Here is a 14,175-nt window from a genome sequence, read left to right as displayed (position 1 = left end):
CTCAGCGGGTGTTCCATTCGTGCACGGTCAGGTCGGAGGCATGCATCGTCACCAGCGGATCGGTGGCGACGATGGCCTGCGCCTGCGCCAGGCTGTCCACGTTGCACAGCACATAGGCGCCACCACTGCCGTCGGCGAAACCACCAGTCAGCTGCAGCTTGCCCTGCGCCTGCAACGCATCGAGGAAATCGCGGTGCGGCTGCACCGCTGCATCGTTGAAGTCCGGCCGGCGCATCGCCATCACCAGGTAGACAGTGCCCGCCATCAGGACAGCGCCTGCCAGCGCGTGCGCAGTTCATCCAGGCGCAGGTCGGCCGCCGAACCGGGCGACACACGGGCGGCCAGGCTGCCTTCCGGCGTGCGTCCCTGCCCTGCACTGTCGGCACCGGCAGCTGCGGCCTTGTAGGCCTCGCGGAACGGCACGCCAGCCACGGCCGCTTCCACCGCAACGTCGGTGGCATACATGCCCGAATCAATCGCCGCGCGCAGCTTGTCGTCACGCCATTCCAGATTGGCCAGCAGCGCCGGCAGCAGTTCCAGCGCGGCCAGGCCACGGCCGAAGCCGTGGAAGATGGCCCCCTTGGACGACTGCAGGTCGCGGTGGTAGCCCGACGGCAGCGACAGCAGCTGCTCGATCTCGGTACGCGCTGCGGCGACGCTGGCGTGGGTCGCACGCATCAGCTCGATCACGTCCGGATTGCGCTTGTTGGGCATGATCGAACTGCCGGTGGTGTACTGCGCCGGCAGCGCAACGAAGCCGAACTCGGCGCTGGTGAACAGTGACAGGTCCCAGGCAATGCGGCGCAGGTCCAGCGTGGCGCCACCGAGCGCTTCCAGTGCAGCCAGCTCGAACTTGCCACGCGACAGCTGCGCATAGATCGGCGAGATCTGCATGCGCGCGAAGCCGAGCGCCGCCGTGGTGTGCTCGCGGTCCAGCGGCAGGTTCACGCCGTAGCCGGCAGCGGTACCCAACGGATTGGCGTCGACCAGCGCATGGGTATCGCGGGCGCGGATGGCGTTGTCGATGAAGGCCTCGGCCCAGCCCGCCCACCACATGCCGGCCGAGGACACTACGGCGCGCTGGATGTGGGTGTAGCCGGGAATCGGCAGGTCCTTCTCGGCCTGTGCGCGGTCCAGCGCAACCTCGGCCGCTTCGGCGCTGAGCTGTGCCACGCGCTGCAGCTTCTCCTTCAGCCAGAGGCGGGTGGCGACCAGGATCTGGTCGTTGCGGCTGCGGCCGGTGTGGATCTTGCGGCCGGCATCGCCGAGGCGTTCGGTCAGGCGCGCTTCGATCGCCGAGTGACCATCCTCGTACTGGGTATCGAGCACGAAGCGGCCTTCGCGGAAGTCCTGCGCCAGGATCTCCAGTTCGCGCAGCAGTTCTGCCAGTTCATCGGCGCTGAGGATGCCGATGTGCTGCAGGCCCTGCGCATGCGCGGCGCTGGCAGCGATGTCATGCAGGAAGAACTCGCGGTCGAGGATCACGTCGTCGCCGGCGAGGAAGGTCTGGATCTGGGCGTCGACGGCGACGCCGGGCTTCTGCCAAAGAAGGTCTGCCATGGGGGCTCCGGAATGCGTATTCAGTGCGGGATCGACGTCAGTTCGTCGATGCCAAGCGCGAGGTTGAGGTTCTGCATGGCCTGGGTGGCCGCGCCCTTCAGCAGGTTGTCCAGGGTCGCCACCACGACGACCCGCTTGCCGCCCGGCGCGAGCGTGAAGCCACCGACCTGGGCACCGTGTCGGCCGGCGATACGGCTGACCCACGGCGCTTCATCCACCACGTCGATCAGGGGTTCGCCGGCATAGGCCTGCTGGAAGCGCTCGACGATCTGTTCGCGGGTCTGCACGCGGTTCAGCCACAGGTTGGCGGTAAGCGTGATGCCCCGGAAATGCGGTGCGACATGTGGCATGAATTCAACAGCCACACCCAGCTGCACCGACACCTCCCGCTCATGCACGTGGTTGGTCAGCGCGTAGGGCATCAGGTTGTCGGCCAGCAGTTCGACGTTGTTCTTGTCCGACGGCGTGGTACCGGCGCCGGAGTAGCCGGAGACACCGAAGCACTGCGGCGGACCGGCCAGCAGGTCCAGCAGCGGATGCACCGCCAGCTGCATCGCCGTGGCATAGCAGCCCGGGTTGCTGATGTGCTTCTGGCCGTTGTAGCGGCCGCGGGTCAGCTCCGGCAGGCCGTAATACCAGCTGTTGTCGAAGCGGTAGTCGGCCGAGAGGTCGACGATGACGGTATCCGCCTTCGCCGCCTCCAGGGCGGCCACGAACGGCGCGGCCAAGCCGTTGGGCAGGGCCAGGATCACCGCATCCACGCCCTTGGCCGCCACTGCGTCGGCGTCCAGGTTTTCGTACTGCAGCTCGCCCTGGAATTCCGGGTGGTGGTCGGACAGGCGCTGCCCGGCGCGCTCGCGCGAGGAGACGAAAGCCAGTTCCAGCCGCGGATGGGCGGCCACCAGCTTGATCAGCTCGGCGCCGGTATGGCCGCGGGCACCGACGATGCCCAGGGTAAAGGTCGAATCGTTCATGCGTGACTGTCCAGGCGGTACTGCAGGTGGCGCTTCACGCCCTGCCATTCCGCATCGATGATGGAGAAGATGACGGTATCGCGCGGCGTGCCATCGGCATGCCGCTTGTGGTTGCGCAGCACGCCATCCTGCTTGGCGCCCAAGCGCGCGATGGCGGTGCGCGAGGTGACGTTGAACCAGCTGGTTTCCAGTACCACGCTGATGCAGCCCATGGCCTCGAAGGCGTGCTGCAGCAGCAACAGCTTGGCTTCGGTGTTGGCGCCGGTGCGCTGCACGCGCGGCGTGTACCAGGTGTAGCCGAGGCTGAGCCTGGGCACGCTGGCATCCATGTCGTAGAAGCGCGTGCTGCCGATGATGTCACCCGCCGCATCACGGATCACGAACGGCAGCACCTTGCCTTCGCTCTGCGCCTGCAACGCGGCCCGCACATAGGCCTCGGCCTGTTCCGGCGATGGCACCTGGGTGTACCAGAGCTGGTCCAGGCCGCTGCCTTCAAGCGCATCGCGCAGGCCGGGCACGTGCTCCATCTGCAGCGGCTGCAGGGTTACGTGCTGGCCGCGCAGGGTAGGAACCGTGTTCCAGGCATCGAGGTTGCTCATTGCTCAGCCCTGCAGGCTCGGGGTGCGCTGCGCGCAATGATCGACATAGGTCTTGATCCGGTCGATGCCATCGGCACCGAACCAGAATACCTTCCACTGATCCTGCTTGTAGCAGCCATCGGACTCGGCGTAGTAGAAGTGATTGATCGGGTTGCCATGGCGCGAGCGCCAGAACAGCTGCGGCGTTTCTTCCAGCATCACGTTCCAGACCGCACGGCCGAGGCCTTCGCCCTGTGCGTCGTCGAGCACGGCGAACTTGTCCAGGTACACGCCTTCGGCCTCGTCGGTGAGGATGACCGCGGTGCGGTAGTTCTCGCTGACGTAGGCGCGCAGCAGCCTGGTCTTCTGGAAATAGTCCGGCACCAGGGTGCGGCCGAAGCTGGATTCGATCAGGCCCTTCAGGCGCGGCAGGTCCAGTTCGTTCCAGGCGGTGGCGCGCAGCACCTTCTCGCCCTTGCGCACCAGCGTGCCCGAGCCTTTGTGGGTGAACAGTTCCTTGGCCAGGTCGGCCGGGCGGGTGATCGACACCGACGATTCCAGCGGCAGGCGGTCGAGCAGATCCTTGATCTGTTCGATCTTCACCTTCATGCCGCCGTGGATCCACGGCTGCGCGATCAGGTGGTCGTACTCGGTGGACAGGTTGATCGAATCGATCACGTTGCCCGCCTCGTCCAGCAGGCCGCCGGTGCCGGTCAGGAAGATGATCTTGTACGGCTGCAGTTCCTGCACCAGCTCGTTGGCGGCGAAGTCGGCGTTGACGTTGAGGATCTGGCCACCGGCGGTTTCACCCAGGCTGGTGATGACCGGGATCGAGCCCGCACGCAGGCTGGCCTCGATCGGCGCCAGGTTGACCTTCTTCACCTCGCCGACCAGGCCGTAGGTATCCACGTCCAGGTACTCGGCCTCGAACACGCCACCGGTGATGGAGGTGGCGCGCGCGCCGTTCTGCTGCAGCGCCTCGACCAGGCGCAGGTTGGACTGCTGGAACACCCGGCGCACGATCGCCAGTGCTTCCGGCGAAGTCACGCGCAGGCCGTTCACGGTCTGCTTGTCGATGCCGGCCGCCGACAGCTCGGCATCCAGCTGCGGGCCGGCGCCGTGCAGCACGATCGGGGTCAGCCCGACTTCCTGCAGGAACGACAGCGAAGAGGTCAGCGCGTCGAGATCGTCGCGCAGCACCGCGCCGCCGACCTTGACCACGGCGAAGCGCTTGGCATCCAGCTGCGAAAAGCGCTTGAGGTACTGGCTGATCTCCTTCGCGCTGGCCATGCTGGAAAGCAGGCGCACGATGGTCTGGCGGGTCTGGCGGTGGGGCTGGAGGGCAGGAGACATTTCGGTTTCGTCGGAAAGGGAAGAATCAGGCGCCGGCGGCGATGATGCGGTGCACGGCGTCGGTGTAGCGCTGCAGCTGGTCCAGCGTCACGAACTCATCGGCGGTGTGGGCCTGGGCAATATCGCCCGGGCCAAACACCAGGGTGGTGTAACCGGCGGCGGAGAACAGCGAGGCCTCGGTCCAGAAGTCCACGGCGTTGCCGATCGGCAGCTCAAGCGCGTCGGCCACGTCACGTGCCAGCAGGCGGCGGTTCTCGGCTTCGGCGATGTCGCCGGCCGGCAGGCTGGGGCCACGGAAGGTCTCGGTGAATACCGCCGCTTCCGGCTCGGCGAACCCGGCGAAGGTGGCCAGCAACGCGTCGATGTTCATCGACGGCAGCGGCCGGAAACCGAAGCGCACTTCGGCAGCGGGCGCGATCATGTTGGCCTTGATCCCGCCTTCGACGCGGCCGATGTTGAAGCGCAGGCCCGTCAGCCCACCGAAGCGCGCCGAAGCCAGCGATTCCACATGGTCCAGCGCGCGGTTGCCCCAGCGCATCGCCTGGTGCAGCGCGCTGGCAGCCGCATCCTGCTTGCCCGAGGCGTGCCCTGCACGACCGGCGAACTGCATCAGCACCGAGCTGATGCCGCGATGCGCCAGCACCGCTTCGCTCATGGTCGGCTCGGCCACCAGCACCGCTTCATACGGCAGGCCACGGGCCAGGAACGCGGCGATGCAGCGCGGATCGTTGGCTTCTTCATCGCTGGAGAACAGGAAGGCCGCGTCACCGTCGCTGGCATTGGCTGCGGCCACCAGTGCGGCGGCCGCGCCCTTGATGTCACACACGCCCAGACCGACCACGCGGTCGTCCAGGCGGCGCATCACGTGCGGGTCGGCGCTCCAGTGCGGCGAATCGGGCACGGTATCAAGATGTACGTTGAACAGGTACTTCGGCGTCCCGCGCACGGCGTACAGGCTGACCGCACCGGCGCCGTGGTCGATCACCTCGACGTTGAAGCCGGGCAGGTTCGCGCGCAGATAATCGAAGATGCCACCGGTGGTGATCGCGCGCGGCGGGTTGCGGGTGTCGAAGGACACCAGGACCTGCAGGTGATCGAGCGTCTGTTCAAGCATGAAACAAAGATCCTGTGGAATTCCGCCGGGCATGGCCCGGCGCTACCGTGATGCGTCTGGTGGAGAGCCCCCTTCTTGTTGAAGGGGGCGCGCCAACGGCGCAGGGTTAAGGTGGAATGCGCGGGAGACGCGCGCGCAATTCAATCGCTCAGCGATTGACTTGCGCGTAAAGCGTCGAGCTCATACCGAACAGCTTGATGAAGCCTTCAGCCTCCTCCACGCCCCAGTCGGCCGACTGCGCGTAGGTGGCACCCTTGGTGTTGAGCAGGTGCGGCGACTTCACGGCCACCGCATCGACGCGGCCACCACGGGTTTCCAGCACCACTTCACCGTTGACCTTGGCCTGCGAGGACTTCAGGAAGGCTTCGATGTCGGTCTTCAGCGGGTCGTGGTAGAAGCCTTCGTACACCAGCTCCACCCACTTGCGCGCCACGTCCGGCTTGAAGCGGTTCTGCTGCTTGGTCAGCACCGCATCTTCCAGCGCGCGGTGTGCGGCCAGCAGCGAGACCAGGCCCGGGGCCTCGAACACGATGCGGCCCTTCAGGCCGATCACGGTGTCGCCGGTGTAGACGCCGCGACCCACGCCATACGGGGCGAACAGCTTGTTGAGCTGGGCCAGGATCTGGTCGCCCGGCAGCGCCTTGCCGTTCAGTTCAACCGCTTCGCCTTCAATGAACTTCAGGGTGACGGTCAGCGCTTGTTCCGGCCATTCGCTGCGCGGCGAGCACCAGCCACGCGCACCTTCGCCCGGGGTTTCCCAACGGTCGATCTCGCCACCGGACATGGTCACGCCCAGCAGGTTCTCGTTGATGGTGTAGGCCTGCTGCTTGGCGCGCACGCCGAAGCCGCGCTCTTCCAGGTATTTCTGCTCGTAGGCACGGGTCTGGGTGTGTTCCTTCTGGATCTCGCGGATCGGCGCGATGATCTGGTAGTCACCCAGCGCCTTCACGGCCAGGTCGAAGCGGACCTGGTCATTGCCCATGCCGGTGCAGCCGTGGGCGATGATGTTGGTGCCCAGTTCGGCGGCACGCTTCAGCGCGGCATCCACGATCAGGTAGCGGTCCGACACCAGCAGCGGGTACTGGCCCTGGTAGCCTTCGCCGGCCCACACGAACGGCTTGACGAAGCCTTCCCAGATCGCCGGGCCACCGTTCACAGTGACATGGCTGGTCACGCCCAGCTCGGCGGCACGCTTCTCGATGAAATCGCGCTCTTCATCATCCACGCCGCCGGTGTCGGCGAACACGGTGTGCACGTTGTAGCCACGCTCCTGCAGGTAGGGCACGCAGAAGCTGGTATCCAGGCCGCCGGAGAAGGCGAGAACGACGTCTTTATTGCTCATGGGGAGGGTATGTCCTGGTAGCGCCGGGCCGTGCCCGGCGGAAATGATTGAATCGGAAAAAATCAGCGCCCGGCAACCGCGGCCATGATCGCCTTCTGCACGTGCAGGCGGTTCTCGGCTTCGTTGATGGCGATGCACTGCGGCGAATCCATCACCGCATCGGTGGCCTTCACGTTGCGACGCAGCGGCAGGCAGTGGCTGAACACACCGTTGTTGGTCAGCGCCATCTTGCGTTCGTCGACGATGAAGTGCTTGAACTGGTCGCGGATCGGCTTTTCCGGTTCCCAGTTGCCGAAGAACGGCAGCGCTCCCCAGCTCTTGGCGTAAACCACGTCGGCGCCGGCGTAGGCGCTGTCGACATCATGGCTGATCTTCAGCGAACCACCGCTCTCGGCCACGTTCTGCTCGGCCCAGCCCATGTAGCGCTCGTCGAGGATGTAGTCGGCGGTCGGGCAAAGCAGTGTCACGTCCATGCCCATGCGGGTGGCGATGGTCAGCGCCGAGTTGGCCACGGCGGTGTTGAGCGGCTTGGGGTGGTAGGTCCAGGTCAGCACGTACTTCTTGCCACGCAGGTCCTGGGTGCCGAAGTGCTCCTGCAGCGCCATGATGTGGGCCAGCTCCTGGCACGGGTGGGTGATGGTCTCCATGTTGATGACCGGCACCGGCGAATACCTGGCGAAGCTGTTGAGGACGATGTCCTGGCGGTCGTACGCCCAGTCCTGGAACTTCGGGAACGCACGCACGGCGATGATGTCGCAGTAACGGCCCAGCACCTTGGCCACTTCCGCGATGTGTTCCTCGGTATCGCCGTCCATCACCGTGCCGAGGTTGAACTCGATCGGCCACGCATCCTTGCCCGGCTGCAGCACCACCGCATGGGCGCCGAGCTGGAACGCGCCCAGTTCGAAGCTGGTGCGGGTGCGCATGGACGGGTTGAAGAACACCAGCGCGATCGACTTGCCCTTGAGCTGGTCGCCGAGCTTGTTGCGCTTGAACAGCGCGGCCTGGGTCAGCAATGCGTCGAGATCGCTGCGGCTCCAGTCCTGGGTGTTCAGGAAGTGCTTGGGGGACATCTTCTTTCCTTGCGTGGCGGCGCCGGGTTCGACGCGGTGGAAGGGAAAACAGGAAGCAAAGGTGAAACGAAAAGGTTGCAGTTGCAGCTTTCAGAACGCGGAAACGAAAAAACCCAGCCGGCGGGCTGGGTTTTTTTTCGGACGAACAGCAAAAAGCTCCGGTTACCCAGCGAGAATGTGGGGTTCCGGTCGACGCGCACGCGAGGTCATGCCCGACGCCTGTCGGGCTGCGCTGCTGTCGTGCTGGAAGTCGGTGAGCTTCATGGCCGAATATCTTTGCATGCGGCCGTGACCGGCGCAAGGGGCCGGGGTCGCAGAATCAGGGATTGCCGGCGGCGCCCTGCTCAGGACCGACCCAGGGGGTGATCGACACCCGGATCTTGAGCCGGTTGCCCGGGTCTTCCGGCAGCCGCGACCGATACTTGGTGCCCTTGTAGACGTAGTCCACGTCGTAGGCGATGGGCCGGCGGAATTCACGCCCCACCGGCACGATGCGGCAGTCACGGGTCAGCATCGGGCCATTGTTGGCAGGCGCCGGGGCCGGCGTTTCGGGGCCGGCCTCTTCGGAGGGCTCCTCGTCGCTGCGCTTGAATATCGAGCGCACCGAGTCCCAGAAACGGCTGATCCGGCCCTTGTCCTCGACCGGCTCCTCGCCGGTCACGTTGACCGGGGCCAGGGTGCGGGTCGACACCGGCTCGCAATGCTCCTCGGTACGGGTCGCGCGCAGGGTCTGGAATACCGGCTCGACGTTAAGTACCTGGGCGTAGTCGAACTTCACGTTCTCCACGATCACCACCCGGTTGCGGGGCTCGGCCTCCTGCGCCAGCACCACTGCGGGCAGCGCCGACAGGCAGGCCAGGGTCAGCAATGCGGTGGATTTCAGTGGCGACGGGAGCAAGGACACGGCGATAGTGTAGGCAGTGGCGAGCGCAAGGGGCTGAACATTACCCGTCCACGCCGCTCCTGCCCACCCCACCCTGGCTCCCTCCGGCGTCCCCCGGTGGCAACCAGCGCCCCCAAAGGGAGCGACACGTTCTAAAATCACAGACTTGTCCCCCAGCCACAGCCCCATGACCCTGCGCCTGCACAACAACCTGACTCGCCAGCTCGAACCGTTCACCCCGCTCGACCCGGCCTGTCCGACCCTGTATGTGTGCGGCCCCACGGTCTACAACTACGTGCACATCGGCAACGCCCGTGGCCCGGTGGTGTTCGGGGTGCTGGCCGACCTGCTGCGGCGGCGTTTCGGCGCACTGCGCTACGCCCGCAACATCACCGACGTGGACGACAAGATCAACACCGCCGCGCGCGAGCAGGGGGTGCCGATCAGCACCATCACCGACAGGTTCGCCGCCGCCTACCGTGAAGACATGGCCGCGCTGGGCGTGGTGCCGCCGGACATCGAGCCGGAAGTGACCGCGCACATGCCGCAGATCATCACCATGATCGAGCAGTTGATCGCCAGTGGTCATGCCTATGCCGCCGAAGGCCACGTGCTGTTTGCGGTGGCCAGCTTTGAAGGCTACGGCAAGCTCTCGCGCCGTGATCCGGAAGAGATGCTGGCTGGCGCCCGCGTCGATGTCGCCCCCTACAAGCGTGATCCGGGCGATTTCGTGCTGTGGAAGCCATCCAGCGACGACCTGCCCGGCTGGGAATCGCCCTGGGGCCGTGGCCGCCCGGGCTGGCACATCGAATGCTCGGCGATGGCCGCCGCCCACCTGGGCGAGACCATCGACATCCATGCCGGCGGCGTCGACCTGCAGTTCCCGCACCATGAAAACGAGATCGCGCAGAGCGAATGCGCGCATGGCGGCAGGATCTTCGCCCGCTACTGGCTGCACAACGGCATGCTCAACTTCGGCGGCGCCAAGATGAGCAAGTCACTGGGCAACATCGAGCGCGTGCATGACCTGGTTCGCCAGCATCCGCCGGAGGCACTGCGCCTGGCCCTGCTGTCGGCCCACTACCGTCAACCGCTGGACTGGTCCGATGCGCTGATCGAACAGTCGGTGCGTACGCTGGACCGCCTGTACGGCACCCTGCGCGAACTGGCCTCGGTCGAGGCCAGCGCGGTGATTCCGGCCACGGTCGAAGCGACCCTCGACGACGACCTCAACACCCCGCAGGCGCTGGCCGAAGTGGCCCGCATCGCGGCCGAGGCGCGTCGTGCCACGGACCCCGCCGAACAGTCGCGCCTGAAGGCCGAGCTGCTCGGTGCCGGCCTGGCCCTGGGCCTGCTGCAGGCCGATCCGGCGCAGTGGTTTGGTACCGCTGCGGGCGCTGACGGCGACGATGCCCGTATCCAGGGCCTGATCGACGAGCGCGCTGCGGCCAAGAAGGCGCGCGACTTCGCCCGTTCCGATGCCATCCGCGACCAGTTGGCCGCCGAAGGCATCGTGCTGGAAGACACCCCGCAGGGCGTGCGCTGGTCGCGCAAGCGCGGCTGACCTGCTGCCCCGCCCCGGGGGCGGCCCGCCGGCCCCGCCCCCACTGTAGAGACTGTTGTGACCGACTCCCCGTTCCCGCTTGAACCCACCGCCGCCGAGGCCCAGACCGCCATCGCCGAGGAATTCGGCTTCTTCGGCGACTGGTCCGAGCGCTACCAGTACCTGATCGACCTCGGCCGCAAGCTGCCGGCCTTCCCGGAAGAATGGAAGACCGAAGAGCATCGCCTGCTCGGCTGCCAGTCGATGGTCTGGATCGTGCCGGAAGGCAATGCGCAGTCGCTGCGCTTCCATGCCATCAGTGATTCGGCCATCGTCTCCGGCCTGATCTTCCTGGCGCTGCGCGTGTACTCCGGGCGCTCGGCGCGGGAGATCCTGGCCACCGAACCGAGCTATATCCAGGACATCGGCCTGGCCCGCCACCTGTCTCCGACCCGCAGCAATGGTGTGGCTGCGATGCTGGCCTTCATCCGCGAGACCGCGCAGACCCAGCTGCAGCGCGATCCGTCGTGAACGAGCCTGCCACAGCCGAGGACACCGCGCTGGGCCTGCTGTCCCGGCCCGGCTTCGCCAAGCTGCTGGCCTACCGCATCTTCGCGATGCTGTCCTACCAGGTGGTGGCAGTCACCGTCGGCTGGCACATCTACGAAGTCACCCGCAATCCGTTCTCGCTGGGCCTGATCGGTCTGGCCGAGGTGCTGCCGTTCTTTTGCGTGGCGCCATTCGCCGGCTACCTGGTCGACCATCTGCCGCGGCGTCGGTTGGGCATGGCGGCCTGTTCCGGGCTGATCGCCACCGCGCTGGTACTGACCAGCGTGGCCAAGGGCTGGCTGCCGTTTGAAGGCGTGTGGCCCATCTATGCAGCCATCGCCCTGACCGGCATGGTCCGCGCCTTCCTGTCACCTATCTACAACGCACTGTTCGCCCGCGTGCTGGCCCGCGATCAGTTCGCGCGCGGCGCAGGCCTCGGCGCGGTGGTGTTCCAGGCCGGCATGGTCGCCGGCCCGGCGCTGGGCGGCGTGCTGGTCGGCTTCGGCGGCAAGGGCCTCTCCTACGCGGTGGCTACGGCCTTTGCGCTGGTGGCGATGGCCTGCCTGGCTACATTGACGGTGGAAGAACCGGTGCACACCGGTCCCGCCGCGCCGATCTTCAAGAGCATCGCCGAAGGCGCGCGCTTCGTTGTCGGCAACCGGATCATGGTCGGGGCGATGGCGCTGGACATGTTCTCGGTGCTGCTCGGCGGCGTGGTGGCGATGCTGCCGGCGTTCCTGCACGAAATCCTGCACCACGGCCCGGAAGGCCTGGGCATCCTTCGCGCGATGCCGGCGCTCGGTTCGGTGTGCGTGGGCCTGTGGCTGGCCCGCCACCCGCTGCACCGCAATGCCGGCCGCGTGCTGCTGTTCGCGGTGGCCGGTTTCGGCCTGTGCGTGATCGGCTTCGGCCTGTCGCAGCACTTCTGGCTGTCGGCGCTGATCCTGCTGTTCTACGGGGCCTTCGATGGCGTCTCGGTGGTGATCCGATCGACCATCCTGCAGTTGGCCACGCCGGAAGAGATGCGCGGCCGGGTGTCGTCGATCAACGGCATCTTCATCAGTTCGTCCAACGAGCTGGGCGCGTTCTATGCAGGCACGATGGCGAAGCTGCTCGGCCTGGTGCCGGCCGTGGTGCTGGGTGGGTTTGCGGTGCTGAGCGTGGCCGGGATCACCGCGTGGAAGAACCCGACATTGCGGAAATTGAATCTTCGCGACCTGCAGTGACGCTGCTAACAGCGGATTCGGCGGCGCCGGGTGTTTGGCTGGGGCCGTTGCTCTCCCTCGATGATTGGGCTTGTCACTTTCTTTTCGCGAAAAGAAAGTAACCAAAGAAACGCTCCGCCATCCGCGAGCCGGCGCTGCGCGCCGGTGCCCTGTGCTCCTCGGTGAATCAGGGGACGGCGCGGAGAGCCAGCCGACTAGCAGTCGGCTCTACAGGATAGAGCGGCCTCTTCGCCCCTGATTCCCCTGCGGTGCTCGGCTCGCTACAAGGCGGACTCAACAGCCGCGAGCACGCATGACCGCTCCTGTCGGCCTGAGCCGAGCGTGGGCTCGGCTCTACATTGGCCGCGCACGCAGGAAACCGTCGAGAGCCTGCGGGTGGGTCCGGGCAGGACCGTCCGCGGCATGGATGCCGCGGCCGAGCTTACAGGGATGTACTTGCAGCGTGTCCTGCCCGGACCCACCCGCAGGCTCCCTCTGATACGCGGAAGGCGCCGTTCTACTCAGCCAACCACCCCAACGAAAAACCCGGCCGAGGCCGGGTTTTTCGCATGACCACACAACGAGCAGGAATCAGTCGCCCTGCTGCTTCTGCAGGTGCTCCCAACGCTCCTGGGCGTCGATGGTGCGTTCAGCCGTGAGGCGCGCTTCGAGGCGCTCCAGGCCGATTTCTTCACCGGTGTCGACGCAGTAACCGTAGTCGCCTGCTTCCAGGCGCTTCAGGGTGCTGTCGATCTTGCCGATCAGCTTGCGGTAGCGGTCGCGGGTACGCAGTTCCAGCGAGTTCTCGGTCTCGCGGGTCGCGCGCTCGGCTTCATCGCCGATGTCACGCACTTCCTCACGAAGATTCTCGATGGTCTGCTTGGACTCTTCGACCAGGTCCGCGCGCCAGTTCTGCAGGCGCTGGCGGAAATACTCCTGCTGCAGCGGGCTCATGTATTCCTCTTCCGAGGACGGCTTGTAGCCAGCCGGCAGGATCGGGCGGCCGGTGGCTTCGTCGGTCTTGTATTCGACCACCTTGTACTTGCTGCGCGGGGCCGGTGCTGCCGAGCGGGCGGCGACGGCCACGGCAACCTTGCCGACAGGGCGCGACACGGTCTTCGGGGCGGAATCGGATTTCACGGCGGTTTTGGCAGGCGATTTCGAAACGGGCACGGGATTCTTGGATTGCGGGGCCTTCGAAGCGGCAGGAGCGGCGGCCGGGGCCGGCTTGGAGGCCGGCTGGGCTGCTGCCACTGCCACGGTCTTGGCCGGGACAGGCTTGGCCGGAGCCGGCTTGGCAGCAGGCTTCGGTGCGGACTTCACTACTGGGGCCGGGGCCGGTTTCACGGCCGGCGCGGCAACATTCTTGGCACCCTTCTTTACAGCGGCAGGCGTGGCGACCGGCTTGGCCACAGCGACCTTCTTTGCTACGGGCTTGGCGACCGGCTTGGCTGCAGCCTTCTTCACCACCGCCTTCGGCGCCGGCTTGGCGGCGGCCTTCTTGGCCACCGGCTTGGCGGCAGCTTTCTTCACCGGCGCAGCCTTGCTGACGGTCTTCTTCACCGGCGCCTTCTTGCTGGCAGCGGCTGGCTTGGCCTTGGCGGGCGCAGCGGCTTTCTTCGCCACCGGCTTGGTTGCCTTGACCGGCGTTTTCTTTGCGGTGGCCTTCCTGGCCGCCGGTTGCGAGGACGCTGCCTTGGTCGCCGGCTTGCTGGCCGGCTTCTTGGCAACGGGCTTTGCCGCCAACTTCTTCACAACAGGCTTGGCGGTTTTCTTGGCGGCCGTTGCGGCCTTCTTTGCAGTTTTTTTAGCAGCCACGAAACGCTCTTCCTTGGATTCCCCGGGGCCCGGGAAAGCGGGCCTTTATAGCCTACCCGACCCGCAGCAGCAACCTCGGCACCCTGCCCCATTCAGTCTTGGAGCCAAGGCGCCCAATGGGCAGTCCGACGAACACGGACCGCCTTGCGCGGTACGGAACCTGGCCAGCACCCGAAGGTGCTG

13 protein-coding genes are annotated in these 14,175 nt (G+C 66.3%); 3 read left to right on the top strand and 10 right to left on the bottom strand.

Annotated features, from left to right (window positions below; translation table 11 throughout):
- Nucleotide 1: 1 nt before the first annotated feature.
- From ROV95_RS10395 to ROV95_RS10355, 9 genes are all read right to left on the bottom strand, one after another.
- On the bottom strand, nucleotides 2-265 hold the full coding sequence (locus ROV95_RS10395; RefSeq protein ID WP_019660495.1) for a YciI family protein: 264 nt from the start codon (nucleotides 263-265) through the stop codon (nucleotides 2-4).
- On the bottom strand, nucleotides 265-1,560 hold the full coding sequence (gene argH / locus ROV95_RS10390; RefSeq protein WP_312544266.1) for an argininosuccinate lyase: 1,296 nt from the start codon (nucleotides 1,558-1,560) through the stop codon (nucleotides 265-267). Before argH ends, ROV95_RS10395 begins: the two co-directional genes overlap by 1 nt.
- 20 nt (nucleotides 1,561-1,580) lie before the next feature.
- The gene (argC, locus tag ROV95_RS10385) at nucleotides 1,581-2,534 is read right to left on the bottom strand and encodes an N-acetyl-gamma-glutamyl-phosphate reductase (protein WP_111102828.1); all 954 of its coding nucleotides are present in this window, start codon (nucleotides 2,532-2,534) and stop codon (nucleotides 1,581-1,583) included.
- Nucleotides 2,531-3,133: a GNAT family protein gene (locus ROV95_RS10380; RefSeq protein WP_019660498.1), complete on the bottom strand. Its 603-nt coding sequence runs from the start codon at nucleotides 3,131-3,133 to the stop codon at nucleotides 2,531-2,533. Before ROV95_RS10380 ends, argC begins: the two co-directional genes overlap by 4 nt.
- A 3-nt stretch (nucleotides 3,134-3,136) precedes the next feature.
- The gene (locus ROV95_RS10375; protein WP_019660499.1) at nucleotides 3,137-4,465 is read right to left on the bottom strand and encodes an acetylglutamate kinase; all 1,329 of its coding nucleotides are present in this window, start codon (nucleotides 4,463-4,465) and stop codon (nucleotides 3,137-3,139) included.
- Between the two features lie 25 nt (nucleotides 4,466-4,490).
- A complete protein-coding gene (locus ROV95_RS10370) occupies nucleotides 4,491-5,579 on the bottom strand; it encodes an acetylornithine deacetylase (RefSeq protein WP_111097865.1) in 1,089 nt (362 codons plus the stop codon).
- Between the two features lie 148 nt (nucleotides 5,580-5,727).
- A complete protein-coding gene (locus ROV95_RS10365) occupies nucleotides 5,728-6,921 on the bottom strand; it encodes an argininosuccinate synthase (protein ID WP_021204186.1) in 1,194 nt (397 codons plus the stop codon).
- A 62-nt stretch (nucleotides 6,922-6,983) separates the two neighbouring features.
- On the bottom strand, nucleotides 6,984-7,994 hold the full coding sequence (locus tag ROV95_RS10360) for an N-acetylornithine carbamoyltransferase (RefSeq protein ID WP_019660502.1): 1,011 nt from the start codon (nucleotides 7,992-7,994) through the stop codon (nucleotides 6,984-6,986).
- Nucleotides 7,995-8,313: 319 nt separating this feature from the next.
- On the bottom strand, nucleotides 8,314-8,877 hold the full coding sequence (locus tag ROV95_RS10355) for a hypothetical protein (protein WP_026347073.1): 564 nt from the start codon (nucleotides 8,875-8,877) through the stop codon (nucleotides 8,314-8,316).
- Nucleotides 8,878-9,064: 187 nt separating this feature from the next.
- Between ROV95_RS10355 and cysS the strand changes: the two genes are divergently transcribed.
- From cysS to ROV95_RS10340, 3 genes are read left to right on the top strand one after another with little or no spacing between them, the layout of a single operon-like run.
- Complete coding sequence (cysS, locus tag ROV95_RS10350; RefSeq protein WP_058979683.1) at nucleotides 9,065-10,441, top strand: cysteine--tRNA ligase; 1,377 nt, start codon at nucleotides 9,065-9,067, stop codon at nucleotides 10,439-10,441.
- Between the two features lie 57 nt (nucleotides 10,442-10,498).
- On the top strand, nucleotides 10,499-10,951 hold the full coding sequence (locus tag ROV95_RS10345; RefSeq protein WP_019660505.1) for a SufE family protein: 453 nt from the start codon (nucleotides 10,499-10,501) through the stop codon (nucleotides 10,949-10,951).
- Nucleotides 10,948-12,195 carry an MFS transporter gene (locus ROV95_RS10340; protein ID WP_312544264.1) on the top strand — a complete coding sequence of 416 codons (1,248 nt, stop codon included), beginning with the start codon at nucleotides 10,948-10,950 and terminating at the stop codon, nucleotides 12,193-12,195. The genes ROV95_RS10345 and ROV95_RS10340 overlap by 4 nt, the downstream gene beginning before the upstream one ends.
- A 570-nt stretch (nucleotides 12,196-12,765) precedes the next feature.
- Here the strand turns inward: ROV95_RS10340 and dksA are convergent.
- On the bottom strand, nucleotides 12,766-13,992 hold the full coding sequence (dksA, locus tag ROV95_RS10335; RefSeq protein ID WP_312544263.1) for an RNA polymerase-binding protein DksA: 1,227 nt from the start codon (nucleotides 13,990-13,992) through the stop codon (nucleotides 12,766-12,768).
- Nucleotides 13,993-14,175: the final 183 nt, after the last annotated feature.

The sequence above is a fragment of the Stenotrophomonas maltophilia group sp. msm1 genome, from assembly GCF_032025805.1.
Lineage (GTDB): Bacteria > Pseudomonadota > Gammaproteobacteria > Xanthomonadales > Xanthomonadaceae > Stenotrophomonas > Stenotrophomonas hibiscicola.
Note: the sequence above shows the minus strand (reverse complement) of the source record. Positions and strands in the feature narration are given on the sequence as shown.

Bases quoted from the DNA above. Each gene is read 5' to 3' on its own strand.
- ROV95_RS10395 (WP_019660495.1), bottom strand. From the start codon at position 265: ATGGCGGGCACTGTCTACCTGGTGATGGCGATGCGCCGGCCGGACTTC.
- argH (WP_312544266.1), bottom strand. From the start codon at position 1,560: ATGGCAGACCTTCTTTGGCAGAAGCCCGGCGTCGCCGTCGACGCCCAG.
- argC (WP_111102828.1), bottom strand. From the start codon at position 2,534: ATGAACGATTCGACCTTTACCCTGGGCATCGTCGGTGCCCGCGGCCAT.
- ROV95_RS10380 (WP_019660498.1), bottom strand. From the start codon at position 3,133: ATGAGCAACCTCGATGCCTGGAACACGGTTCCTACCCTGCGCGGCCAG.
- ROV95_RS10375 (WP_019660499.1), bottom strand. From the start codon at position 4,465: ATGTCTCCTGCCCTCCAGCCCCACCGCCAGACCCGCCAGACCATCGTG.
- ROV95_RS10370 (WP_111097865.1), bottom strand. From the start codon at position 5,579: ATGCTTGAACAGACGCTCGATCACCTGCAGGTCCTGGTGTCCTTCGAC.
- ROV95_RS10365 (WP_021204186.1), bottom strand. From the start codon at position 6,921: ATGAGCAATAAAGACGTCGTTCTCGCCTTCTCCGGCGGCCTGGATACC.
- ROV95_RS10360 (WP_019660502.1), bottom strand. From the start codon at position 7,994: ATGTCCCCCAAGCACTTCCTGAACACCCAGGACTGGAGCCGCAGCGAT.
- cysS (WP_058979683.1), top strand. From the start codon at position 9,065: ATGACCCTGCGCCTGCACAACAACCTGACTCGCCAGCTCGAACCGTTC.